Source organism: Acinetobacter sp. ACIN00229 (genome assembly GCF_016106645.1).
Classification (GTDB): domain Bacteria; phylum Pseudomonadota; class Gammaproteobacteria; order Pseudomonadales; family Moraxellaceae; genus Acinetobacter; species Acinetobacter oleivorans.
In genome coordinates this window covers 140855-165210 of sequence record NZ_JADWOM010000002.1, presented here as the reverse complement: position 1 = coordinate 165210, position 24356 = coordinate 140855, and the positions used below count along the sequence as shown (strand labels likewise).

Annotated in this window: 19 protein-coding genes and 3 tRNA genes; 8 read left to right on the top strand and 14 right to left on the bottom strand. The window is 38.9% G+C overall.

The annotated features are described in order from the left end of the window. Positions 1 to 10: 10 nt before the first annotated feature. Genes I7H67_RS02205 through trpD form a run of 3 tightly spaced genes read right to left on the bottom strand, consistent with a single transcriptional unit; the run spans position 11 to position 2581 of the window. Positions 11 to 706, bottom strand: a complete 696-nt coding sequence (locus tag I7H67_RS02205; protein ID WP_111854399.1) for a Smr/MutS family protein — start codon at positions 704 to 706, stop codon at positions 11 to 13. Between the two features lie 9 nt (positions 707 to 715). Next, positions 716 to 1522: an indole-3-glycerol phosphate synthase TrpC gene (trpC, locus tag I7H67_RS02200; protein ID WP_198306965.1), complete on the bottom strand. Its 807-nt coding sequence runs from the start codon at positions 1520 to 1522 to the stop codon at positions 716 to 718. A 9-nt stretch (positions 1523 to 1531) separates the two neighbouring features. After that, complete coding sequence (gene trpD, locus I7H67_RS02195) at positions 1532 to 2581, bottom strand: anthranilate phosphoribosyltransferase (protein ID WP_081402286.1); 1050 nt, start codon at positions 2579 to 2581, stop codon at positions 1532 to 1534. Between the two features lie 357 nt (positions 2582 to 2938). Between trpD and I7H67_RS02190 the strand changes: the two genes are divergently transcribed. Both I7H67_RS02190 and I7H67_RS02185 read left to right on the top strand, forming a co-directional pair. Beyond that, positions 2939 to 5671 carry a TonB-dependent receptor plug domain-containing protein gene (locus I7H67_RS02190; RefSeq protein WP_198306964.1) on the top strand — a complete coding sequence of 911 codons (2733 nt, stop codon included), beginning with the start codon at positions 2939 to 2941 and terminating at the stop codon, positions 5669 to 5671. Between the two features lie 13 nt (positions 5672 to 5684). Beyond that, entirely contained in the window at positions 5685 to 8450 is a 2766-nt protein-coding gene (locus I7H67_RS02185) for a M1 family metallopeptidase (RefSeq protein ID WP_198306963.1), read from the top strand. A 95-nt stretch (positions 8451 to 8545) separates the two neighbouring features. On the opposite strand, the gene I7H67_RS02180 is transcribed toward I7H67_RS02185, so the two are convergent. The 4 genes from I7H67_RS02180 to I7H67_RS02165 all read right to left on the bottom strand — a co-directional run bounded on the left by I7H67_RS02180 (position 8546) and on the right by I7H67_RS02165 (position 13533). Then, a complete protein-coding gene (locus I7H67_RS02180) occupies positions 8546 to 9130 on the bottom strand; it encodes an anthranilate synthase component II (RefSeq protein WP_005307201.1) in 585 nt (194 codons plus the stop codon). A 243-nt stretch (positions 9131 to 9373) separates the two neighbouring features. Beyond that, positions 9374 to 9835, bottom strand: a complete 462-nt coding sequence (locus I7H67_RS02175; protein WP_151766918.1) for a GNAT family N-acetyltransferase — start codon at positions 9833 to 9835, stop codon at positions 9374 to 9376. Positions 9836 to 10174: 339 nt separating this feature from the next. Continuing rightward, on the bottom strand, positions 10175 to 11977 hold the full coding sequence (locus tag I7H67_RS02170; RefSeq protein ID WP_198306962.1) for an aminopeptidase P family protein: 1803 nt from the start codon (positions 11975 to 11977) through the stop codon (positions 10175 to 10177). After that, a complete protein-coding gene (locus tag I7H67_RS02165; protein ID WP_198306961.1) occupies positions 11974 to 13533 on the bottom strand; it encodes a peptide MFS transporter in 1560 nt (519 codons plus the stop codon). The genes I7H67_RS02170 and I7H67_RS02165 overlap by 4 nt, the downstream gene beginning before the upstream one ends. A gap of 730 nt (positions 13534 to 14263) precedes the next feature. Between I7H67_RS02165 and glnA the strand changes: the two genes are divergently transcribed. The 5 genes from glnA (at position 14264) to I7H67_RS02140 (ending at position 19076) form a co-directional block, all read left to right on the top strand. Continuing rightward, positions 14264 to 15679, top strand: a complete 1416-nt coding sequence (gene glnA, locus I7H67_RS02160; RefSeq protein WP_171056845.1) for a type I glutamate--ammonia ligase — start codon at positions 14264 to 14266, stop codon at positions 15677 to 15679. A 126-nt stretch (positions 15680 to 15805) separates the two neighbouring features. Continuing rightward, on the top strand, positions 15806 to 16315 hold the full coding sequence (locus tag I7H67_RS02155) for a chorismate--pyruvate lyase family protein (RefSeq protein ID WP_004790961.1): 510 nt from the start codon (positions 15806 to 15808) through the stop codon (positions 16313 to 16315). After that, on the top strand, positions 16312 to 17190 hold the full coding sequence (gene ubiA / locus I7H67_RS02150; RefSeq protein WP_198306960.1) for a 4-hydroxybenzoate octaprenyltransferase: 879 nt from the start codon (positions 16312 to 16314) through the stop codon (positions 17188 to 17190). Before I7H67_RS02155 ends, ubiA begins: the two co-directional genes overlap by 4 nt. 114 nt (positions 17191 to 17304) lie before the next feature. After that, the gene (locus I7H67_RS02145; RefSeq protein ID WP_198306959.1) at positions 17305 to 18762 is read left to right on the top strand and encodes an alpha/beta hydrolase family protein; all 1458 of its coding nucleotides are present in this window, start codon (positions 17305 to 17307) and stop codon (positions 18760 to 18762) included. Positions 18763 to 18875: 113 nt separating this feature from the next. Further along, positions 18876 to 19076, top strand: a complete 201-nt coding sequence (locus I7H67_RS02140; RefSeq protein ID WP_151743304.1) for a hypothetical protein — start codon at positions 18876 to 18878, stop codon at positions 19074 to 19076. An 11-nt stretch (positions 19077 to 19087) separates the two neighbouring features. On the opposite strand, the gene I7H67_RS02135 is transcribed toward I7H67_RS02140, so the two are convergent. The 6 genes from I7H67_RS02135 to I7H67_RS02110 all read right to left on the bottom strand — a co-directional run bounded on the left by I7H67_RS02135 (position 19088) and on the right by I7H67_RS02110 (position 21682). After that, positions 19088 to 19531, bottom strand: a complete 444-nt coding sequence (locus tag I7H67_RS02135) for a DUF2726 domain-containing protein (protein ID WP_005307176.1) — start codon at positions 19529 to 19531, stop codon at positions 19088 to 19090. A gap of 56 nt (positions 19532 to 19587) precedes the next feature. Continuing rightward, positions 19588 to 19663 (bottom strand) — tRNA-Asn (locus I7H67_RS02130). Between the two features lie 181 nt (positions 19664 to 19844). Then, positions 19845 to 19920, bottom strand: a tRNA-Asn gene (locus I7H67_RS02125). 8 nt (positions 19921 to 19928) lie between these two features. After that, positions 19929 to 20004, bottom strand: a tRNA-Asn gene (locus tag I7H67_RS02120). Between the two features lie 145 nt (positions 20005 to 20149). Then, positions 20150 to 20776 (bottom strand): superoxide dismutase, encoded by a 627-nt coding sequence (locus I7H67_RS02115; RefSeq protein WP_003650584.1) that lies wholly within the window; start codon positions 20774 to 20776, stop codon positions 20150 to 20152. 147 nt (positions 20777 to 20923) lie between these two features. After that, positions 20924 to 21682, bottom strand: coding sequence for a Nif3-like dinuclear metal center hexameric protein (locus I7H67_RS02110; protein ID WP_198306958.1), 759 nt, complete (start codon positions 21680 to 21682; stop codon positions 20924 to 20926). Positions 21683 to 21876: 194 nt separating this feature from the next. On the opposite strand from I7H67_RS02110, the gene I7H67_RS02105 reads away from it, so the two are divergent. Next, positions 21877 to 23052 carry a S1C family serine protease gene (locus I7H67_RS02105; RefSeq protein ID WP_004790970.1) on the top strand — a complete coding sequence of 392 codons (1176 nt, stop codon included), beginning with the start codon at positions 21877 to 21879 and terminating at the stop codon, positions 23050 to 23052. Between the two features lie 41 nt (positions 23053 to 23093). Here I7H67_RS02105 and I7H67_RS02100 read toward each other — a convergent pair whose 3' ends face one another. Next, on the bottom strand, positions 23094 to 24332 hold the full coding sequence (locus I7H67_RS02100; protein WP_192835409.1) for a multifunctional CCA addition/repair protein: 1239 nt from the start codon (positions 24330 to 24332) through the stop codon (positions 23094 to 23096). Between the last annotated feature and the right edge of the window lie 24 nt (positions 24333 to 24356).

The following is a 24356-nucleotide window of genomic DNA, read 5'->3' as shown; positions in this document are numbered from 1 at the left end:
TCCCAAAGGATCATTTTTTTTGTTCGAACTTAGGATTTTTTTCTGCACGTTTAAGCAGTACGAGAACGGCACCTGTACCACCTTGATTTTCAGGGGCACTTACAAAGGCCAAAACATCGCGGTGTTGACGTAACCATCCATTGACATAGGTTTTTAAGACCGCTTCTGGGCCTTTACCATGCACAATTTTGATGACATTTTGATTTTCATCTTTTGCCATCTGGATAATTTGTAAAACTGCGTCACGTGCTTGTTCAATGGTACAGCCGTGTAAATCTACAGCTTCAAACCAACGCATCTTGCCTGCTTTTAAGTCTTCAAAAACCTTATGTTGCAGAGTCGCAATGCGATAGCTTAACGTTGCTTGGCTTGCGACCGGATTTAAAGCAGCTTGCGTATCTGATAACTCGGCATGTTCGGTGTCACGACCACCTTCGGCAGCTGCACGTTTAGCTAATGTTTGAGCATCAACTTTTTTTGCACGAGGAACTCTTACATCAGCAATATTACTATTATTGATGGGTTTAACACCTGCTACAGCGCTTTGAAACAGATTTGCATTTTCCAATTCTTCAGACTCAGCCTGAGGTTGTTTGGTCTCAGGCTGACTTGCGATTTTGCTTGAATGAGGATTGGAGATTTGCTTTTTAAATTGCTTCAATAACTTTTGTTGCTCTTTAGAAAGCGATGAATCTTTATTACTCATATATCTTCATTAAACCGTTTGAGGTTGTCCAAAAAGAGCAGTAAAAGCTTGATCTGGACGTGGTTGTTTCATAAAACTTTCGCCTACCAAGAAACTGTGAATATCATGCTCTTGCATCATACGCACATCATCTGGTGTCGCAATACCGCTTTCAGTAATTAATAAACGTGAGGCCGGAAGTAATTTTTTCAAACGGATAGATGTATTTAAATCCACATCAAACGTTTTTAAATTACGGTTATTCACACCTAATAAACATTGCTCAGAAAGCTTTAAAGCGCGTTCCATTTCTTCTTCGTCATGAACTTCAACTAGTACATCGAGTTGATGTTCAAACGCAGTTTTAGACATTTCTTCGAGTTGCTGGTCAGATAAGCAAGCAACAATTAATAAAATACAGTCAGCATGCAAAGCACGTGCTTCAACTACATTATATGGATCGATCAGAAAGTCTTTACGTAAAGCAGGCAGGGCACAATGACTGCGGGCAATCGCAATATTCTCATCTGCACCCTGAAAGAAATCCACATCGGTCAATACCGATAAACATGCTGCTCCAGCTTGTTCATATTGCTGAGCAATTTCAGCAGGATTAAAATCTGCGCGAATAATCCCTTTTGATGGAGACGCTTTTTTAATTTCAGCAATTACACCTGGGCGTTTATGTTTTAAAGCATTTGCAAAGCCACGCACTGGAGTCGCAGCTTTTGCTAATTCTTCAATATCTTGCAAATTACGTTGTTTTAAACGCGCAGCAAGTTCCTCATGTTTACGGTCAACAATTTTACCTAAAATGGTATTTTGAATATTAATCATGAGAAGTCCTTAATCTGCCTGACATTGTTTTAATGTTTTGGTAAATTCAGCCAAAACACTCATTTTTTCTAAAGCTTGGCCGCCATAAATAATATCTTGCGCGAATGTAACAGCCTGAGCATAAGTCTTGGTAATGCCAGCTACATAAATACCTGCGCCTGCATTAAGCGCAATCATGTTTGCTGCTTTTTCACCAATATCGGATTTATTTTTGCTTAAAGCATCTTTAATGAGTTTTAGGCTTGCTGATGCATCAGCAACCACCAAACCACTTAAGGTTTGTGACTCAATTCCGACATCTTCAGGATTAAGCGTCCATTCAGTAACTTCACCGTCTTTCAGTTCGGCAACAGCAGTAGGAGCAGCAAGACTGATTTCATCAAGACCATCTTTTGAATGGACAACCATCACGTGTTCAGCACCGAGTTGCTTCATAACTTCAGCAATTGGGCGGCAAAGTTCATCTGAAAATACACCAATGACAAAGCGTTTCACGCCCGCTGGATTCGTAAGCGGCCCGAGTAAATTGAAAATACTGCGGACACCAAGTTCGCGACGTGGCCCAGCAGCGTATTTCATTGCTTTATGATGGTTTGGTGCAAACAAGAAACCTATACCCATTTCACGAATACAGCGTTCAGTTTGTTGCATATCTAAATCAAGATGAATACCTGCTTGTTCAAGTAGGTCTGATGAGCCTGATTTACTTGAAACACCACGGTTACCATGTTTTGCAATGGTTGCACCTGCCGCCGCAATCACAAAGCTTGAAGCAGTAGAGACATTAAATAAGTTTTGCCCATCGCCGCCAGTACCCACAATATCAACTAAATGTTTGATATCACTGACATCAATTTTAATCGCAAATTCACGCATGACACGTGCAGCTGCAGTCATTTCATCAATACTTTCACCCTTCATGCGTAAGCCCATCATTAAAGCACCAATTTGTGCTTCAGTTGCCTCACCTTGCATGATGCTGCGCATGATGTCTTCCATTTGAGGCTGAGTCAAATGAATGTTTTTGGTAATGTGGTTGAGCGCCTGTTGGATATTCATAGTCATGATTTACAGCATTAATGATTAAAATTTTTAGGTGAAGTTGATCAAGAGTGGAAGGTTCGGCTTGTTGCGTCCCATGATTCACTAGCTACGGGGAGCTATGTTAGCAGAAAATAATCAAAGATTTTTGTTGTTCGATCATAGTTTTAAAAATTTTGCTCGTTTCTTACTTTAGTTTGATTAATAAACAGAATTTATTTATGGAAAAAGGTTTTAGTTTATTGTGAGTTTTTATGATAAATAATTAACCATTTGGTATATCTTAAACGCAAATATACCTAGGAGAAATGTGTATAAATCAATCAAATTAAAGTGGATATATTAGGGCAATCTTTATTTTGTCTACTAATAAATATGTATTTAAATAACTTGAAATATCTAGGGACGTTAAAAAATAAGCGCTCATTTATTTTTGTATTTGTTGCACTTTTTCATCCATTAGAAAGCTATGCACAAGAAACTGTAGAGCAACCACAAAACCAAACTAAACCAGATAAAGTAGTTCGTGTTGCAGTAACAGGCTCAAGGATTTCAAAAGCACAAAAAGATGGCCCGACCAGTGTGACGGTAATCACGGCAGCCGATATTGAAAAACAAGGTTTTAGTAATGCATTTGACGCACTCAATAACCTGACGCAGAACACGGGTTTTGTACAAGGTGCCGATTATGGAAATACTTTCACACCTGCGGCTAATGCTATTAGCTTACGGGGCTTAGGACCGAATCATACTTTAACTTTGATTAATGGACATCGGGTTGCAGACTATCCTGTACCGTACGATGGGTCTGTCAATTTCGTGAATTTAGCCAATATTCCAACTGCCATTATTGATCGTATTGAAATATTAAACGGTGGTGCCTCTGCAATTTATGGTTCAGATGCAATTGCAGGCGTGGTGAATATCATTCTGAAAAAGAAAACAGACGGTACTCAATTTAATATTAAGGCAGGCGGAACCAAAGAAGGCGGTGAAAATTTACGTTTACAACTGAGTGGCAGTAAGACTTTAGACAAGCTCAATCTCATTTATGGGGTTGAACTCAGTGGTCGTGAGCCGATATGGGCAGCCGATCGAGATTTTATGAAGAGCCGAACTCGTTTAGGAGAAAAACCAGACACTATTGTGGGTCGTAAAAATGCTGATACTGGTAAATATCTTTCAATTGGTGGGTGTCAGGCCTTTAATGGTTTATTTAACGGATCAGTCAATAATATTGGACAAGCAGGGGCGGACAATTGTGCCAGTGGTTTGGCTCGACCGACTTATTGGACTGTTCAAACTCAAAATCGCAGTCAAAATGGTTATCTCGGTTTAGATTATGAGTTAAATGATAAAACTCAATTATTTGCAGATTTTTTGATTGGGGCAAACCAAATTGAAAATAATACGCGTAGTCCGACATGGACTTCTTTAGCTGCAACGAGTGGTTATTTCCTAAATCAAGATTCGGGAAATTATGAAATTTGGAATCGCCGTTTTGCACCTGAAGAATTAGGCGGGGTAGAACGAATAAATAAAAAATGGAAAGAACTTTCTTCTAACTTAAATTTTGGAATTCGAGGCGATATTGGAGAGACGAGCTGGAGTTATGAAGCAGCCTATAATGGTTCCATCTATACCAGTCAGCTACGCCGCCAAGGCTTATTACGCTCGAATGTTGATGAGTACTTCTTAGGTAAGCAACTTGGTACAGATGCAGATGGTATTCCTATTTATTCGCCTCGCTTAGATCGTTTAAGTCGACCACTGACAGCAAGTGAATTTGAAAGTATTTCAGGGACTACAAAAGAAAAAGATAGGTCATGGGCGCAAAGTTTAACCTTAAGCGCAAATGGTGACGTATTTAAGCTACCTGCGGGAACTGCCAAACTTGCGGCTGTGGCTGAAATTGGGCGTCAAGGCTTTTCGATTAAGCCAGATGAGGCGATCGAAAATGGTGAATATTATAATTTAAGCTCTAGTGGCGAATATGGAGGAACACGGACCCGCCAAGCACTCGGCGCTGAATTATTCTTACCTTTAGCAAAGCCATTAAATTTAACGTTGTCTGGACGTTATGACCGTTACGCTTTGTCAGATAACAGCATTGATAAGCTAACTTTCGGTTCAGGCCTCGAATTTAGACCACATCCGACTTTATTGGTGCGTGGTAACTACGCGACCAGCTTTCGTGCACCAGATATGAACTATCTGTTTTTAAATAAACAAAAAGGTTATTTCCCAAGTACAACAGATTATTTACGTTGTAGCCAAACGGGACAACCTTTAGATAAATGTAGCTTTAAAGATTATGCACCTGGGGCGAATTACACTTTAACCGGAAACAAAGAGCTGAAACCTGAAGAAGGTAAATCTTATGGTGCAGGCTTTGTATGGTCACCAACCAATAAATTTGATATTAGCGTCGATTACTGGGATATCAAAATTGATAATCTTGTGACCAACTTAAGTGAGGACAAAATTCTACGCTTAGAAGCAGATTGTCGTTTAGGCAACCAAGATATTAACTCTGCAGCCTGTATTGATGCATTAGCACGTGTGGAGCGTAACCCTGCAAATGCAGTTGTCGACCCGAATGTGATTAAAAATATTAATATCGTTCCGATTAATGCTGCATCAGACCATACCCGCGGGATTGATTTCACTAGCAGATGGCGCTGGAAAACAGACAGCTTTGGTAACTTTCTCTGGACAATCAATTATAGCCGTGTACTAGAACATGAATATCAACAAACAAAAGATGGCGAGAAAGATGATTACTTAAAAGATTTAAGCATTCCTGATTGGCGTGACCGTTTTAATACTAGTCTCAGCTGGAGCTTTGGTGATTGGGCATCAACAGTATTAGTTAATCGTTATGGCAAAATTCCAAACGGCGACCAAACTGTTTACTTAAGCCCAACGTATTTGGTGAACTGGAGCGGTACTTATCAAATCTCTCCAAAAGCTTCTGCTTCAATCATTATTAATAACTTGTTTGACAAAGTGAAACGAGATGACACAGGCGGTTGGCCGTATTATCCAGTAGGATCATATTCGCCATTCGGCCGTCAAGGTTGGTTGGAGTTTAACTATAAATTTTAAGAATGATGTATGGATGCAGCGAAGTGGTACAGCAATTGCTGCATCTTTTTATTTAAAACTACAGAGGATAAAACCCCTTATGTTGGTCAAGCCTTCATTTAAAAAAAGATTACTACTTACAACATTATTATCTTTATCGGCAACACAGATTTTTGCATCGAATAACAGTGAACAAATCCCGATTGGTAAATTACCCGAGTGGGTCATACCCGAATCTTATGATTTAGATTTTAAGATTGATCCCGCACAAAAAGGCTATACCGGTAAAACTACTATTCATTTAAAGCTGGCCCAAGCTACAGATCACATCTGGATTCATGGTAAATCTTTGACGGTGAAAGATGTGAATATCACATCGACAGAGGGTGCTAAAACCAAAGCAAAATATGAGCAAGCCTCCGAGGTTGATGGGGTGAGTAAAATTAAATTTGCCAAGACCTTGCCAGCAGGCCAGTATCAACTCGTTCTGGATTTTAATGCGGCGTACGACCAGCAGCTCGACGGTATTTATAAAATCGAGTTTGAGGGTAAACCTTATGTGATGACTCAAATGGAAGCAATTAGTGCACGCCAGTCATTTCCGTCATTTGATGAGCCACGTTTTAAAACGCCGTTTAATATTCGTTTGACGATTCCAAGCAAATATTCAGGTTTTGCCAATACCCAACAAACGTCAGAGCAAGCAGAAAAGTCGGGTTGGAAAACACTCAGTTTTGCACAAACCAAACCACTACCAACGTATTTACTTGCACTGGCTGTTGGACCGTGGCAATTACAAAAAGGGCCAGATATTGGGGCGACCTCATGGCGTAAGCAGCCAATCCAGTTACGTGGTATTGCGCCTGATGCTAAAGCTGAAAAAATGCAGCATGCCTTATCTGAAACGCCAGCCATTTTAAAAACTTTAGAAGATTATTTTGCCTTTGGTTATCCATTTGACAAGTTAGATTTACTTGCAGCACCAGACTTTGCAGCTGGAGCCATGGAGAACCCGGGGCTAATTACTTTTAGAGACTATCTAATGTTATTAGATAAGGACTCACCAGTCTCTTTTGTACAGAATTCATTTAATGTCAATGCACATGAGCTGGCACATCAATGGTTCGGTGATGTGGTCACGATGCCGTGGTGGGATGATCTGTGGCTCAATGAATCCTTTGCCACATGGATGCAAAGTAAAATCACTCAAAAACTACATCCCGAATTTAATGCTGATCTAGAACGTATTGCGGATACCGCCGATGCGATGAAAAGTGATAGCTTGGTAAGTGTACGTCGTATACGTCAGCCTATTTTAAGCAATGCCGATATTCAAACGGCTTTTGATGGCATCACTTACCAAAAAGGTGCGGCTGTTTTAAATATGTTTGAAAGCTATTTAGGCGAAGAAAAATTCAAACAAGGCGTACGCAATTATATTAATAAGCACCAATATGGTAATGCAACAGCCAATGATTTAATTAGTGCTTTAGCAGAGCAGTCTGAGCAAAGTGAGCGCTTTGCCAAAGCGATGAAAAGTTTCCTTGATCAACCAGGTGTACCTTTAATCAATACTTCACTACAGCAAGAAGGCAATAAAGTCTTTTTAAATGTGAAGCAAACTCGTTATTTACCTGTGGGCTCAAAAGGTGATGCAAGAAGCCTCTGGGGCGTACCGTTATGTGTACGTTATGAAGTTCCAAATGCAGCCAGTAAGGTCCAGTGTGAGCTGGTAGACCAAGCAGAAGCTAAGATTGAACTCAAAGGTGCTAACCTTGGCAGTTGGTATATTCCAAATGCAGATGCGGCAGGGTATTACCAATTTAGTTTGCCTCAAAAAGAGTTTACTCGTCTAACTGCCGCTACAGAGAAGCTTTCTAACAGTGAACAGTTGGCCTACGCCTATGCGATTTCAGCGGCATTTAACCATGGGGATATTAATTTATTGGCTGTCGTAGATGCTGCGAAGAAATTTGCCAATTCAAATAGCCGACAAATTAGTACAGCGCTGTTTTCTCAGTTAAGTACCATTCATCGTCATGTATTGAAAACTGACGCTGAACGTGAACATTTTAGAAAAGTCTTGGCCAATTTATATTTACCTAAATTAAATCAGTTGGGTTATGTCAGCAAAACAGGTGAATCAGCCGAAGACAGTTTATGGCGTAGCGAGTTAGTGAAGTTTCTTGCTTTAGATATTCAAGTTCCCGAAGTCCGTACACAACTGTTAAAACAGTCAGATGCTCTATTTGCTCAAAAGCAGCTTAACTTTGCGCAAGTAACCCCTGAATTATTGCCAACCATTTTAGCTGTACGTGTACAAGAAAAAGGCCAACCTGCTTTTGATCGTTTATCTGGAGAGTTACAACGCGTGACTCAACCGACACAACGTCTTGCGATTCTTACAGCCCTAGGTTCAGCAAATCAAGAAGCAACACGCCAACAAGCACGACAGTTGATTTTAAACCCGCGTGTTAAAGTCGGTGAGGTTCGTACCGTGGTTAACTCCATCAATAATTATGGAGATGAACAAGGTGGCTTATGGTCTTGGTTTAAGGTAAATCATGACGCCGTATTTGATCGTTTAGGTAAATCTTCGGCTGGGCGTTTTCCTGCAATGTTTAGTGGGGCAGCATGTACCCAACAACAAGCAGTCCAGTTAAATGACTTTTTTGCACCACGAACTAAAGAATTGGTCGGGGTAGAAAGAGGATTGAAACAGACCAAAGAACGTATTCAACTCTGCGAATCTTTGGTGGCAAAACAAGATGGATCAATTGTGCAACAGTTAAAGTTGTAATTGATTCAAGCATTAAAAAAGCCAACTGATCGTAGTTGGCTTTTTATTCAGGTTACTTATCAAATTACTTTTAAAATAATCTATTTACGGCTGACTTATGCATAGATATCTAAAAAGTTTTTAAATATTTGATGGCCATGCTGACTCAAGATCGACTCGGGATGGAACTGCACACCTTCAACAGGTAGTGTTTTATGTTTAACACCCATGATTTCTTCCATTGAGCCATCTGCTTCATTGGTCCAGCACGTTACTTCAAGGCAATCAGGCAGTGTTTGCTGATCAATCACCAATGAATGATAACGAGTTGCCGAGAATGGACTAGGCAGATTACTGAAAATACCTTTATTGCTGTGGTACATATCAGATAAACGTCCGTGCATCACCGTTTTGGCTCTTACAATTTTTCCGCCAAAAGCTTGCCCGATACTTTGATGCCCTAAACACACGCCAAGCAAAGGAATTTTCCCAGCAAAGTGATTAATTGCAGGAATTGAAATACCAGCTTCACTTGGAGAACAAGGACCAGGACCAATTACGAGGTATTTAGGTTGCCATCGTTCAATATCCTCTAATGTGACTTGATCATTGCGAACAACTTTTACTTCCTGATCCAACTCGCCAAAATACTGGACGATGTTGTAGGTAAAAGAGTCGTAATTGTCGATCATTAGAAGCATGATGAACTTAACCTCATGATAGTTAATATATATTTAATAAGTGACTAGAGATTTACTCACAATATTGCTCACTTTTTAAAAAGTACCTTTATTTGATCAAATAAAAAGCCGCTTTCTAAGCGGCTAATGTACCAGAATTTCCTTGTCTTGTAATAACTTCATGCTTTATTGCTAGCAAAAGCATATTAATAATTATAAGTTGATGTATTTCATAAACTAAAAAGAGTCGGGGAAATCGATAATTTAATTTGAAATTGTCTCTATGTTATTAGGCAAAATCTGCCACACAAAATTTTCTTGATTCAGTGGAGTAAAGCCTATTTGTTTATAGAAACCTGAGGCTGTACTGGTAAGTAACATAATTCTGCGAAGTTTGAGAGACCCCAAGTGTTCTAAGCAACATTCCATTAACCATAGCCCTAAGCCTAATTTTTGAAATTCATCGATCACAAAAACATCTTTTACATAAGCAAAGGTTGCGTAGTCTGTAATGATACGAGCAAGACCAATTTGTTGGTTGTTCGGATCATATAACCCAAAGCATAAACTGTTTTGTATGGCGACTTGCATTGTTTCTAAATCAATCCCTTTTGCCCATTTTGAATGGTATAAAAAAGAATGAATCACTTCTATGTCGAGTTTAGAGGGATCTGTAGAAACAGTATAATGATCATCACGGGTGACTGCGAAATTGGATACCTGCATAGGGAAACCCTTTAATTCAAAGAAACATTGAATACGGTTAAAAATAGCATAGTGCTTACAAAGTTTTCTTCAAACTACCTCTTTATAGTTACCATTATGTTTCGTAATCACTAATAAAAATTAAAAATTGCTTGATGGCTAATAGTTGAAGGGCTATTGATGAAAAATTTCGCTTCACTTTATTTTTTAGAAAAAAACGGCACTTTCTTATTAGAACTTTATTTAACTCAATCAGCTTTGATACATCTTAATTTGTTAGAAAATAGAGATAACTACAACTCAGGCAAAATAAGATTTTCATTGGAAATAAAAATTATTCTGCCTAAGTAAAAATGAAGATTAAATCGCTCTAGTGTTATAAATCAGCCAGTCTAAAACTTCTCCAGACAAGTGTTCAGCTAGTCTTTCTTGAACCGTTTGATGGTAACGATTTAACCAGTCTTTCTCTACATTAGTTAGCATATCAACAACGATACAATCTAAATGAATCGGGCAAAGGGTCAGCGTTTCAAACTCTAAAAATTCACCGTAAGTTTTTTCAAACCCTGAGTGAAGTTTGTTAGCAACCAGATTTTCAATGCGAATACCATATTGTCCCTCATGGTATAAGCCCGGCTCGTTAGAAATAATCATTCCTTCACGCAACTTACTGTAGGCATGTATAGGCGCGTAATAAGAAAGAACTTGCGGGCCTTCATGAACGTTAAGTGCAAAGCCCACGCCGTGGCCTGTTCCATGTCGATAATCTAAACCATGTTGCCATAAAGTATTACGACAAATTGAATCGAGTAGAGGAGCAGCTAAACCTTCTGGATAAATGGTTTTTGCCAAAGCAATGTGACATTTTAAAACCAGAGTATAGTCACGTTTTTGTTGCCCTGTTGGCGTGCCTACAGGAATAACACGAGTAATATCGGTTGTTCCATCAACATATTGCCCACCTGAGTCAATGAGTAATAGACCATCACCTTCGATAAATGAATAGTGCTCTTCAGTTGCACGGTAGTGGGGTAGAGCACCATTAGCATTAAAGCCAGCAATCGTTGAAAAACTTGGCCCTATAAATCCATCTTGCTGAGTACGGAAAGCTGTAATCTTTTCATCAATAGTGAGTTCTGAAATACTTTCACCGTGATGAAGTGCTTTCTCTAACCAATGGAAAAAGTGGCAAAGCGCGACTCCATCTTTAACCATTGCATGACGGATATGAGCAATTTCACTTTCATGTTTACGCGATTTAAAAAGCGTACTCGGGTTGATGTCATATATAACCCGAATATCTTTTGCGATGGCTTGTTCATGAAAAATTGAGACTTTGGCTGGATCTAAAAGTACCGAGGCATCTGAAATATTTGCTAAAAACTTAGCTGTATCTTCGTAGTTACGAATTTCAATACCATCGGTTGCCAAAGCTTGCTGAATGCTTACATCAACTTTTTCAGCATCAATAAAAAGAACAGTTTGTTTTGCACTGACATATAAATGTGAAAGAAACACAGGGTTATATTCTACATCTTGCCCACGTGCATTTAAGATCCATGCAATATCATCTAAAGATGAAATGAAATGACCCGTAATATTCTTGCTTTGTAAAGTTTCACGGATAGCCTGAATTTTCTCTTTACGAGATAGGGCATTTAACCCTTCAGGCATGAGATGAATTTTCTTTGATGGAAGTTCTGGGCGGTTTAACCAAATTTCTCCGACTAAATCTTGCTGGGTTTCGAGTTTATAATTATTAACTCGTGCAGTATGTTCGAGTGCTTTAAATTGCTGAATTGATAAAGTATGCCCATTTACCACAATGACTGATTCTGGTTTTAGATTTTTCTCAATCCAAGCGAGATGTGTTGAAGATTCATCACTTGTTAATTTTTGAAGATCAAAGCCAGTTCCAACAAGTTGTTGCTCTGCTTGTACCCAATAGCGACCATCTGCCCAAAGGCCAGCAAAGTTTTGGGTCACGACGAGCGTACCAACCGAACCACTAAAACCGCTTAACCACTGCCTTGCTTTCCAGTAGTCTGGTAAATATTCTGACATATGCGGATCGGCACTCATCACAATCAAAGCATCAACATGCTGATTGCGCATGAGTTCACGAAGTTTCTCAAGTTTTTCTGGAACAGTTAAAACGCTCATATAGTTTCCAACTCAGGTTGAACTTTACTGGTACTTTTGTTCATTAATCTATTCATAGGTTTCTTTAATAAAAATAACACGATTGCGCCAATCACTAACGCTAAAACACATCGCATAAATAAGGTAGGTAAATGATTAATGCCATCTGCCGATACATGCCCGCCAATTAAACCAGCGATAAGATTACCTAAAGCTGAACCTGTGAACCATAGACCCATAATTTGACCACGTATAACATCAGGTGCAAGTTTAGTCATGGTAGATAGGCCAATCGGGCTTAAGCAAAGTTCGCCGATAGTAAGTAGAAATAAAGTACCTACTAACCAAAATGGTGAAACTAATCCACCTGCAATAGCAAAACGGCTTGCAAATGACATCAACAAGAAACCGCCTGCTGCCAGTAAAAGTGCAATAATAAATTTACTGATATAACTTGGGTCTGTATTTGACTTACCAAGTCTAGCCCAAAGCCATGCTGCAATTGGGGCAAAAATAATAATAAACAGAGCATTAATTGATTGAAACCATACTGCTGGAATCTCAAATCCGAAAACAATACGGTCTGTGTAATCTTGCGCAAATAGGTTAAAAGATGTTGGTTTTTGCTCAAAGGCAGACCAAAAAAGAGCTGATGTTGCTAATAAGACAAAGCAGATAATAATTTTAAATTTTTCATGTTTTTCTAAACCAAGGAAAAATAATAAATAGATAAAATAAGCGATAATTCCAACGCCGATTCCGACTGTTAAATAAGTTGCTACCGCGACTGGATTGATATGAATAACGCCAAAGAAAGTAAGAGCAATAACGAATGCAACAGATAGTAAAAATGAGAAAGCAATTTTTGGCGCATTTCTATTTTCTACGACAGGTTTATTCCAATTGTCAGTTTGCTGACGCAATTGGTTGAATGATTGTAGCTGAGGAATGGCTAATGCACGGAAGAGGAGTAATGCAATCAACATTCCAAGGCCGCCAATCCCAAAACCTAGATGCCAGCCATGATCGCGAGCCAATATGCCTGTAATAAGCGGGGCAATAAACGACCCCATATTGATTCCCATATAAAAAATGGAGAAGCCGGCATCTCGTCTACTATCCTGAGCTTTATATAATGTTCCCACAATCACTGAAATACAGGTTTTAAATAAACCTGATCCAAGAACAATAAGGACTAAGCCGAAATAAAAAAAGAATTGATCAAAGATGGGGGTAAACGCAATTGATAAATGACCTAAAGCAATAATGAGGGAGCCATACCAGACGGATCGTGCTTGACCTAACCAGTTGTCGGCAATCCAACCACCTAAAACGGTCATTAAATACATAGAGCCTGCAAATAACCCAACAATTGCGGCGGCAGTAGGACGATCAAGACCTAAACCCCCATCATTGACCATCGCGACCATATAAAGAACGAGTAAGGGGCGAATTCCATAGTAAGAAAAGCGTTCCCATAGCTCTGTAAAAAATAAAGTTTTTAAGGGTTTTGGATGGCCGAAAAAAGCGGTGTCACATTGTTCGAGTTCATGCTTCATTTCAAATCCTTTGAACATATTTGTAGTTTAATAAGCCAAACTTTTAGTTTGTTTAGTTATAAAAAAAAGTTATGTTTTATTTTTTAGATTTTTTTAAATTGAAAAGCAAGTTGGTCATGTATAAAAAAGGTATATAACAAATGGTAAAAAATCCCTTTAGTTTCTTACTGCACCAAAGCTGATCAAAACCTGTTTCACGGTAGAGAACTTGATAAGCGAAAGAAAACTAATTTTATAAAACTTCATTATTTATTGAGGTAAGGGATGATTCGATCGCTAACGTTTTTAAATTTTTGAGAACTATTTTTTGAAGAGATATTTGCATTAGAACTTTTGGCAAAGGCATGGATAGATATAGAAGGGGCAGCTAAAGGTTAAAATTTTATAAGTCATCTTTTATTATTTTCATTCATTGTAATAAGAAAGTCAGCTTTATATATTAGAAAGTATTATGATCATGAATGACTGTTAGATATTGATGCGATGATTCATATTGGCGCAACAATTTTGCACTAAATTAGGGCGATTGCGAGCTATTCTTGTATGCCATAATTTGAAAATGTCTGAATATGGTGCATTTAACTATGCAAACAGTATAATGGGTTCAAGACAAGGGACCTAAATCATGGATAGTTATAAGCAATTCAATGTTTTAGGTAAGTCTTATAAAGTTGGTATGAGAATTGCTATATAAATACCAGCAATTAACACGCACTTAACAAGTGCAACAAAATTTCATTGGAGCAAAATGAGCATGGCGAACAAGGTCCTTCAACTCATACAAGAAAGTGGCGCAAAATGGGTCGATTTTCGCTTTACTGATACTAAGGGTAAAGAACAGCACGTAACTTACCCAGCTGATTCTATTGATGAAGATACTTTTGAAGACGGTAAAATGTTTGATGGTTCTTCAATCGCTGGTTGGAAAGGCATTGAAGCATCTGACATGATCTTACGTCCAGATGCAGAAACTGGTTTCATCGACCCGTTCTTTGCTGAACCAACTGTAGTTGTGACTTGTGACGTTATTGAACCTTCAACTGGTCAAGGTTATGAGCGTGACCCACGTTCGATTGCTCGCCGTGCAGAAGAATACTTAAAATCTACAGGTATCGGTGATACTGCATTCTTTGGTCCAGAACCAGAATTCTTTGTATTTGACGAAGTGAAGTGGGACATCGATATGTCTGGCGCTCGTCATACATTAATCGCTGAAGAAGCTGCTTGGTCTACTGGTAAAGATTACGAGTCTGGTAACTCTGGTCACCGTCCACGTGTTAAAGGCGGTTACTTCCCAGTTCCTCCAGTTGATTCTTCACAAGATATGCGTGCAGAAATGTGTGCAAAAATCGAAGACATCATGGGCCCAGGCCGTGTAGAAGTACATCACCACGAAGTTGCTTCTTGCCAGTTAGAAATTGGTGTGAGTTTCAATACACTTGTACGTAAAGCTGACGAAGTTCAACAGTTCAAATATGCCGTTTGGAACGTTGCTCACCAATATGCAAAAACTGCAACCTTTATGCCTAAACCAATGGTAGGTGATAACGGTTCTGGTATGCACGTTCACATGTCTATCTCTAAAGATGGCAAGAACTTGTTTGCTGGTGATGAATATGCAGGCCTTTCAGAAATGGCATTGTACTTCATCGGTGGTGTTATCAAGCACGCTCGTGCATTGAACGCAATCACAAACCCATCTACAAACTCATACAAGCGTTTGGTTCCGCACTTCGAAGCGCCAATCATGCTTGCTTACTCAGCACGTAACCGTTCTGCGTCTATCCGTATTCCATACGTTTCTAGCCCTAAAGGTAAGCGTATCGAAGCTCGTTTCCCAGACCCAATGATGAACCCGTACTTAGGTTTCGCTGCATTGTTAATGGCTGGTATCGACGGTATCCAAAACAAGATCCATCCGGGCGAAGCTGCTGATAAGAACTTGTACGATCTTCCTCCAGAAGAAGAAGCAAAAATCCCAACAGTTGCTCATAGCTTAGATATGGCTCTTGAAGCACTTCAAGCAGATCACGAATTCTTGTTAAAAGGTGGCGTGTTCACTAAAGAAATGCTTGATGCATACATCGAACTTAAAACTGAAGATGTACGTCGTCTTAACACGACTACTCACCCAGTTGAATTCGATATGTACTACAGCTTGTAATACATATTTTCGTAAAAAAGCCTGCTTATGCAGGCTTTTTTATTGCTTGGAATGTTGATTGAATTCTCTACGTTTTTTATCAAAAAATTGGGGTAAACTAGGTGCGAGTTTTCATGTGAGCAGATTATGCGTAAACGACAACCAGTACTTAAACAGGAAAAGACTTTAAATCCTGAATTGAAAACATGGTTGTATGCGTCTGGTTCACTGACCCAACAATTGACTGAACTTGGCGGTGGCCAGTTTAGTGTAAAGCCTTTTCAAGAACATTTTCAGCGTTTAACTTTTGCAGATAGTCAGTGGATGAAGATGTCTCATGCTCACACTTCGTGGGTAAGGGAAACCTATTTATATGGCTGTGAAGCAGAGCCATGGGTGAAAGCAAAAAGTATTTTTCCAATTCAAAGTTTACAAAAAAAAGCTCGTATATTTCAGCACATTGGTTCTAAGCCAATTGGCTTTTTTCTATTCCAAAGAACAACACCACTTTGTGACCGTCGTGTCATTCGTTTGCCTGAGGGCTGGACACGACAAAGTTGCTATACTTGGCATGGATGTAAATTTATCGTCCAAGAAACATTCTTACCGGCTTTTGAAGCTTTTTTAAATCAGCAGCACGACAAGGAATTACTATGACGACTGCAACAGGTACAACATGGCGTCAGCGTTTAGAGGCTTATTATTATCTCTGTCGATTTGATAAGCCCGTTGGAACAGAACTGGTGTTTTGGCCAACCATGTGGGCACTTTGGATTGCAGCAGAGGGAATGCCACCTCTACATATTCTTTTGGCGATGGTATTAGGTACAATTTTTATGCGTGCCGCTGGCTGTGCAATTAATGACTTCGCTGATCGAAAAGTGGATGGACATGTAGAGCGTACAAAAACACGCCCTTTGGCAACAGGGGTAATCCGTCCAAGAGAAGCGGTGTACGTATTTTTAGCATTAGTATTTGCCAGTGCTTGTACGCTTTTCTTTTTACCTATCGCGACATTCTACTGTGCATTAGGGGGCTTGGCTTTAGCATTTATATATCCGTTTATGAAGCGTTATACCCATTTACCGCAAGTCGTGTTAGGTATGGCATTTTCTTGGGGTATTCCAATGTCATTTACTGCAATGGGTAAGCCTTTAGATATAACGTGTTGGCTAATTTATTTTGGTAATTTGGCTTGGACAGTGGCTTTTGACACTCAATATGCAATTACAGACCGTGAATATGATTTAAAAATTGGTGTGAAATCTACAGCTATTCTTTTTGGCCGATATGACATCCAGATTATTGCACTCTTACAGGCAACTAGCCTTGTTTTGATTGGGGCTGCACTGTATTTAGAAAATATCTTATTTCCATGGGCAATCATTGCTTTAATTGTTGTTGCATTCGATTTTGTATATCAAACAATTAAAACCAAAGACCGCAACCCTCAAGCATGTTTTTGGGCATTCCGTCACAATCGCTGGGTTGGATTAATCATTTTTCTGGGAATATTTTTAAATTTCATATAGTAAAAATGACCGTAAGGTTGAAAAGTGTTCTATGCAGAGCACTTTTTTTATGCCTTAATATTTGTGCATAAAAATATGCGGAATAAATAACACATAACATAAAAAGGATATTTTATGAAACGGTCAAAAATTGCTTTAGCTATAACATTATCGGTTTCAACATTATTTCTTGCAGCATGTAATGACGATAATGATGACTATATTGGTGTGAACCCTGATAAAACCTATCTGTCTGAAAGTAACTACGCTATAGATCAAGTTGATAATGCTTCAACGATTAAAGTAATGACTTATAACATGGCAAATGTTCAAGGAAAAACAGCAACTGCCACAGCAATGGTATTGTTCCCCAAAGCAACACAACCAAAAGATGGTTATCGCGTGGTCGTGTGGGAGCATGGAACTGTTGGGGTAGGTGATGGTTGTGCGCCAAGTAAGAATACAATTAATCCACGATTTAAAATCCTAGCTGAGACTTTATTGGCGGCTGGTTATGTGATTGTGGCACCAGATTATGAGGGTTTAGGTACACCAGGGGTACATCCGTACTTAAACTTATCTAGCGAAGCAAAATCAGCGCTAGCTGCAGTAAAAGCAGTAAAAGAACATTATGGTGCCCAGTTAAAAGGTGATTGGATGTCGATTGGCCAGTCACAAGGTGGGCATGCGTCATTGGGTACTGCCGAATTTGCCAATACAGATGTAAGTTATAAAGGTGCTGTAGCAGGAGCACCTGCATCAAGCTTAGGGACAATCATTCAAATTTATATTGACCCTGCAATGAATCAAGACAGTGGTTATAAGCTTAGTAAATTAGATCAGGCAATTACAGCACGTAGACAGATTGATGCAGCGATTGCTGCAGGTCAAATGTCTCCAAATGATCCACTAGCACTTGCTGTACCTACAATTGATAAAACAGCAGAGGGTTATGCTGAGTTGTTAGCATATGCAGCATTCGCAAGTGCAGGGATTAAAGCACAGCAACCAAACTATGATTTTAAGACAATTTTTACATCAGGAGCGGCTGACATTGCAGAATTGGCTTATGGACGTACAGGTGATGATGGCGCATGTTTAAGTTATCCTGCACCTGATAGTGCAAATGGCTTGCAAGAGAAATTTAAAGCAGGAATTTTAACTTTCTTAGCTGATCCTACACATCAAATTACACAGTATGGTATTGATCTGAATAAATTCAAGGCGGATCAAGTTGTTCAAAGCTTCTTGACAGCAACCCAACCTGCGACTAATGCCACGGTCGAGAAAGTCATTAAAACGCCTGTATTTATTATTCAAGGCGAAAAAGATCAAGCTGTGTTGCCTGTAGTAACACAAGGCTTATTCGCAAATATGAAAGCGAATGCTGTGAAGTACTTCCCACAAGCAGCCTACGATAAAGGCTATAAGCTAACTATTGTACCGAATGCAACTCATACACAAGCAATCATATGTCAAAATGCAAATGCTGTAGATTTTATTCAAACTAATATGACAGCTGGTACAGGTATTGTTTTAACTGATGCACAGAAGGATGCTAGCCAAAGTCCTCACTGCACAGGTAAGTTCTAAGATTTATTTATTTAATTAGAAATTAGCTTAAAAAAAGAGCCACTTTATAGCGGCTCTTTTTTGTTATATTGTTACACATCTTAGAATTAATACCGTTTGAGTTTGAAGTAGTTATGAGCCAGCAATCTGTTGAAAAAAAATCTGTTCCTTGGTTATTAATGGGATTAGGTTTACTTATTCCTTTTTTAATTATTGGAATACTTTTCTTGGCTGCAAAGAGTGATGCTAAGACTAAAAAACAATATGAACAGCAACGTTTAGAGATGGAAAAAAGAATAGCTGAAAAAGAAGCAGCAAGTTCTGAAAAGAAATAATAACAGTGCTTTTAATGAATATCCTTTTGTAGCTGACGTACACTTGGGATGTTTGTATAGCGTCTTACTAGATAACCTGCTTCTGTGAGCATTTGATCACGAATACGGTCTTCTTCTGCTTTTTCAAGATGGGTAGGGTCATCTAGTTCAATAATGGCAATTACTTCCATCTTGTCGTTAAGCACAACGAAATCGGTAACTTTACGGTTGAACTGACTACGAATTTTATAGTCATTGCTGGTAATCAAAGCACTAAAAGCCACTTGTGCTAAAACATGATAACTTGGAAAACTTTGTTTTAAACGAATAAACATCTGAGTTTCAAAGTTCGTAATGACAGGACGAGCAAAGAATTTTTGTTTTGGAAATAAATAGGGGCGTAAACAAACAACAAGAAAAATGCAGGTGCTTAAGCAACCTAAAACAATAAAAAATAAGTGACTCGATTCGAACATGTGAAGGCATCATACAAATAAAAACCCACTCATGATGAGTGGGTTTTTAAGAATCTTGGCTCTCCAACCTGGGCTCGAACCAGGGACCTGCGGATTAACAGTCCGTCGCTCTACCGACTGAGCTATTGGAGAATCTGGAAAAGGATTTTAGGGAGGAAAGAGGGCTGGGTCAAGTCTTAATAACGGAATTAGTCAGAATATCTAATCGTTTGGTTTAAAAATATTCGAAACATTGATTTTATTAAAAATAATAGAAAATTATTAAATGATTAGATAAGAAAAAGCCCGCAATAGATGCGGGCTTTTAGAATCTTGGCTCTCCCACCTGGGCTCGAACCAGGGACCTGCGGATTAACAGTCCGTCGCTCTACCGACTGAGCTATGGGAGATTAGTAGATGGCTCTCCAACCTGGGCTCGAACCAGGGACCTGCGGATTAACAGTCCGTCGCTCTACCGACTGAGCTATTGGAGAATCTGATGCGCATTTTATGGATGAAATCTAAAAGCGTCAATAAGAATATTAAAGAAAATGAATCGTTTGCTTGATTAATATGCTTTTGTTGTATTAAAAATAAAAAAACCACCCAAAATAGGGTGGTTTTTATAAAGAAATAAAATTATTTCTCTACGCCTGCTGGTTGGCCTGCAAGTTTTGCATTTGCATAGTCCCAGTTCACTAGGCTTTCTAAGAAAGTTGCGATGTATTTAGGACGTAAGTTACGGAAATCGATGTAGTAAGCATGTTCCCATACGTCAATTGTTAATACAGCAATTTGACCATGTGCAAGTGGAGTGTCTGCATTAGAAGTTTTAGTAATAGATAATTTACCGTTTACTTCATCAGCAACTAACCAAGCCCAACCTGAACCGAATTGAGTTGTTGCCGCAGCAGCAAATTCTTCTGCAAATTTTTCGTAGCTACCAAAAGCTTCTTCAATTTTAGCAGCGATTGCGCCAGTAGGCTTACCACCACCATTTGGCTTCATAGAATTCCAGTAGAATGTATGGTTCCAAACTTGAGCAGCGTTGTTGAAAATACCAGCTTTAGATGCATCACCAGCAGTTGCTTTGATGATTTCTTCTAAAGTTTTACCTTCAAGGTCAGTTCCTTTGATTAAGTTGTTTAAGTTAACAACATAGGTATTGTGGTGTTTATCGTGATGGTATTCTAAAGTTTCTTTACTGATATGTGGCGCTAAATCATCATAGCCATATGGAAGTGCAGGTAAAGTAATGGTTGTCATGTTCCTATTCCTTGCATTTGCTGGGTTATACAATATTAAGTGGCTCTATTGTAAATGATTCTGTTCACAATAGGGCATCGTTTTAAAGAACTATACACAATAAAGATCTAATTAATACGCATAACACAGATTGAAAAAAAGACTTAATTAAATCGGATTATTCAATTCAAAATATTCACTTTCAATAGCGAACCGTTGTGAAATTGCTTGTGCCAATCGCTGAACTCCATAGCGTTCAGTTGCATGATGACCACAAGCAAAATAGTGAACACCTAATTCTTTTGCTTCATAGAAAGTTCGTTCACTGACTTCGCCTGAAATATAAGCATCACAATTTTGCAAAGCTGCTTTAGCAATAAAATCTTGAGCGCCGCCTGTACAGAAACCTACTTTTTGAATGCTTTGTTTTTCAGCTGGTAAATGAATCACCTTAAAATCAAAACTGTTTTGTAGTTTTGCTTTAAATTCGTCCACAGAAAGTGCTTGCTCTAAATACCCAATATTACCAATCGGATGTTTCTCGGTTAAATCAAGTGGTTCTAAATTATGTAAATTTAATTTCTCTGCAATGGCTACATTGTTGCCCAAAGTTGGGTGGGCATCTAACGGCAGATGGTAAGCGACTAATGAAATATTATTTTGAATAAGTTTTTTAATGCGGTTACCGCGCATTCCTGTAATTGGGTACGGTTCGCCTTTCCAAAAATAACCATGATGTACAAGTAATAGATCCGCATTTTGAGCAATTGCTGCATCAATCGCGCCTTCGGAAGCAGTAACCGCACAAACGATACGTTTTACTTCAGTTGAACCTTCAATTTGCAGGCCATTTGGTGCGTAATCTTTAAATTCTGCTGCTTTTAAGGTTTGGTCGCACCACTGAATAATTTCATGCAAATTCGCCATGATATTTCCTGAATTGAGTAGTAAATAATTGCTAAAGCTATAGAAACATATTTTGTTGTGTAACTAAAGCTAGACAAATCTTTTTTGAGTTTTTTGTGTATATCGACATATTTAATTTAAAATGCTTAACTGAAAACTCTTTTTGTTCAATATATTAATTTAATTAAAAACTTCTTTTCGTAGAGGATCTAAACGTGCGCCGCACCTTTACATGGTTACCTTGGGTGTTACTTATTATTGTAATTGCCAGTTTTATTGCATGGCAAAAATACCATCAACCGAAACCAACTGTTGCAGTTGATGGGGTACAAATGCCTGCCGAGAAAGTTGAGCCATTGGTTGATACTTCACGAACGGGCGGGGTGGTGTCTTATAGTGCTGCGGTAAAAGTTGCAGCGCCGGCAGTTGTTAATATTTTTACGACCCAAAAAGTTAAACAAAATCATCCATTGTTAAGCGATCCAGTATTCCGCGAATTTTTTGGAAATCAGGTTCCTGAACAACAACAGCAAAATGAAAATAGTTTAGGCTCTGGGGTTATTGTACGTGCTGATGGTTATATTCTTACCAATAATCATGTGATTGCTCAAGCTGATCAAATTGTAGTTGCATTACGTGACGGACGTCGTGCGGAAGCAACGATTGTTGGAACGGATCCAGATACAGATTTAGCAGTCATTAAAATCGATTTAGATAAATTACCTGTGTTGCCATTTAAGTTAAGTGGTAATGAAGTGGGTGATGTTGTCTTGGCGATTGGTAACCCATTTGGTGTAGGGCAAACGGTAACTCAAGGTATTATTTCTGCCACTGAGCGCTCTGATTTAGGCATTAATACCTATGAAGACTTTATTCAAACCGACGCCGCAATTAATCCAGGTAACTCAGGTGGTGCATTAATTGATGTTGCTGGTAATTTAATTGGAGTAAACACAGCTATTTTCTCTCAGTCAGGTGGTTCTTTAGGTATTGGCTTCGCAATTCCAGCTAAAATTTGCCAACAAGTATTAAACTCGATTTTGAAAGATGGTCGTGTAGTTCGTGGATGGTTAGGCATTAGTTTAGTACCACCTACACAAGACGATGTCTTGGCACCAAAACAGCAAATTGGTGTAGTTGTTGCTGATGTATTAAAAAGTGGTCCAGCGGCTTCAGCAGGTATAAAAGTTGGCGATAAGATTGTTCAAGTAAATAATGAACCAATCACTTCGGCATCTCATTTGATTAATTACGTTGCATTACAAGCGCCTAATAGCGAAATTAATGTAGTGGTTGAGCGAGCTGGGAAGCAAGAAAATTTTGTGGTAACAGTTGGCGAAAGAAAAAACCAAAATAGTCAATCTCAATTTATACCGTTACCTAAACAGTAAAATAAAAAAGCCTCATCATGAGGCTTTTTTATTGGCTTAAATTAAGAATGTGTAGGTGTCTGATGCTGATGTTTGAACTCAGTTAAAGCATCAATGCGATATTGAATTAACATTTCTCCAATTTCAGCACCCTTAATGTTGTCTGGTAAATCCTGAACCTTAATAGAGCGAACCACTTGCATTGCATCTAACATATATTGAGCTTGAGGATAGGGGCGATCTTCTAGACCTAGTCTTCCTCTAGCATCGCACTCACATGCCTGTACAAAAGCTTCTACTCTCTCAGGTCGGCGTAATACATCAAGGCGTTGTAATAAACGCCATACTGTTCCTGGTTTTAAAGACATAATCTGATGACATTTTAAATGTTCTTTACACACCGATAATGCCAACTGTCGAGTTTGAGTTGGAACTTTTAAACGTTCGCATAGTTCGGTAACTGGTTTCACGCCACGCTCTTCATGCATGATATGGCGCGGAAGTTCGTTAACTGGCGTTAATGCTTTACCCAAATCATGTACTAAAACAGCAAATCGAACATCAAGCGAGTAGTTTGACTTACACGCTTGTTGCAAAGACATGAGAGTATGTATGCCGCAGTCTACTTCAGGATGATATTCAGGGCGTTGTGGTACACCAAACAGAGCATCAATTTCAGGGAAAAGATGTTTTAACGCACCGCAATCGCGTAATGTCTGAAAATAAATATCTGCATGATCTTCTAAGAGTGCACGTGAAGTTTCTTTCCACACACGTTCTGGCGTTAATGCATCAAGTTCACCTGACTCGGCCATCGTTTGCATGAGTTGTAAGGTTTCAGGTGCAATATGAAAACCATATGAAGAATATCGGGCTGCAAAGCGTGCGACACGTAAAACACGTAAAGGATCTTCAGCAAAAGCTTCTGAAACATGTCGTAAGGTTTTATTTTCTAAATCAGTTTGACCGCCATACGGGTCATATAATTTGCCATCTTGATCCATTGCTATGGCATTGATGGTTAAATCACGGCGAATTAAATCTTCTTCTAAACTTACTGTGGTATCGGTAAAAAACTGAAAACCGTGATAACCCTTACCGGACTTTCGCTCAGTACGTGCAAGTGCATATTCTTCTTTCGTTTCAGGATGAAGAAACACAGGAAAATCTTTGCCTACAGGTTGAAAACCTTGGGCGAGCATATGTTCAGGTGTTGCTCCGACCACAACATAGTCTTTTTCTTGATAGGGATGCCCAAGTAGAGAATCTCGGACGGCACCGCCTACTAAATACACTTGCATGAAAAAACCTCTATTCTTCAAGCA

Excerpts from the sequence above, each read along its gene's own strand:
- I7H67_RS02100 (WP_192835409.1), bottom strand. The coding sequence starts at position 24,332 with ATGCAAGTGTATTTAGTAGGCGGTGCCGTCCGAGATTCTCTACTTGGG.
- ubiA (WP_198306960.1), top strand. The coding sequence starts at position 16,312 with ATGACGACTGCAACAGGTACAACATGGCGTCAGCGTTTAGAGGCTTAT.
- I7H67_RS02205 (WP_111854399.1), bottom strand. The coding sequence starts at position 706 with ATGAGTAATAAAGATTCATCGCTTTCTAAAGAGCAACAAAAGTTATTG.
- I7H67_RS02180 (WP_005307201.1), bottom strand. The coding sequence starts at position 9,130 with ATGCTTCTAATGATCGACAATTACGACTCTTTTACCTACAACATCGTC.
- glnA (WP_171056845.1), top strand. The coding sequence starts at position 14,264 with ATGAGCATGGCGAACAAGGTCCTTCAACTCATACAAGAAAGTGGCGCA.
- I7H67_RS02110 (WP_198306958.1), bottom strand. The coding sequence starts at position 21,682 with ATGGCGAATTTGCATGAAATTATTCAGTGGTGCGACCAAACCTTAAAA.
- I7H67_RS02170 (WP_198306962.1), bottom strand. The coding sequence starts at position 11,977 with ATGAGCGTTTTAACTGTTCCAGAAAAACTTGAGAAACTTCGTGAACTC.
- I7H67_RS02140 (WP_151743304.1), top strand. The coding sequence starts at position 18,876 with ATGAGCCAGCAATCTGTTGAAAAAAAATCTGTTCCTTGGTTATTAATG.
- I7H67_RS02175 (WP_151766918.1), bottom strand. The coding sequence starts at position 9,835 with ATGCAGGTATCCAATTTCGCAGTCACCCGTGATGATCATTATACTGTT.
- I7H67_RS02165 (WP_198306961.1), bottom strand. The coding sequence starts at position 13,533 with ATGTTCAAAGGATTTGAAATGAAGCATGAACTCGAACAATGTGACACC.
- trpD (WP_081402286.1), bottom strand. The coding sequence starts at position 2,581 with ATGAATATCCAACAGGCGCTCAACCACATTACCAAAAACATTCATTTG.
- I7H67_RS02190 (WP_198306964.1), top strand. The coding sequence starts at position 2,939 with ATGTATTTAAATAACTTGAAATATCTAGGGACGTTAAAAAATAAGCGC.
- I7H67_RS02145 (WP_198306959.1), top strand. The coding sequence starts at position 17,305 with ATGAAACGGTCAAAAATTGCTTTAGCTATAACATTATCGGTTTCAACA.
- trpC (WP_198306965.1), bottom strand. The coding sequence starts at position 1,522 with ATGATTAATATTCAAAATACCATTTTAGGTAAAATTGTTGACCGTAAA.
- I7H67_RS02115 (WP_003650584.1), bottom strand. The coding sequence starts at position 20,776 with ATGACAACCATTACTTTACCTGCACTTCCATATGGCTATGATGATTTA.
- I7H67_RS02185 (WP_198306963.1), top strand. The coding sequence starts at position 5,685 with ATGCAGCGAAGTGGTACAGCAATTGCTGCATCTTTTTATTTAAAACTA.
- I7H67_RS02135 (WP_005307176.1), bottom strand. The coding sequence starts at position 19,531 with ATGTTCGAATCGAGTCACTTATTTTTTATTGTTTTAGGTTGCTTAAGC.
- I7H67_RS02155 (WP_004790961.1), top strand. The coding sequence starts at position 15,806 with ATGCGTAAACGACAACCAGTACTTAAACAGGAAAAGACTTTAAATCCT.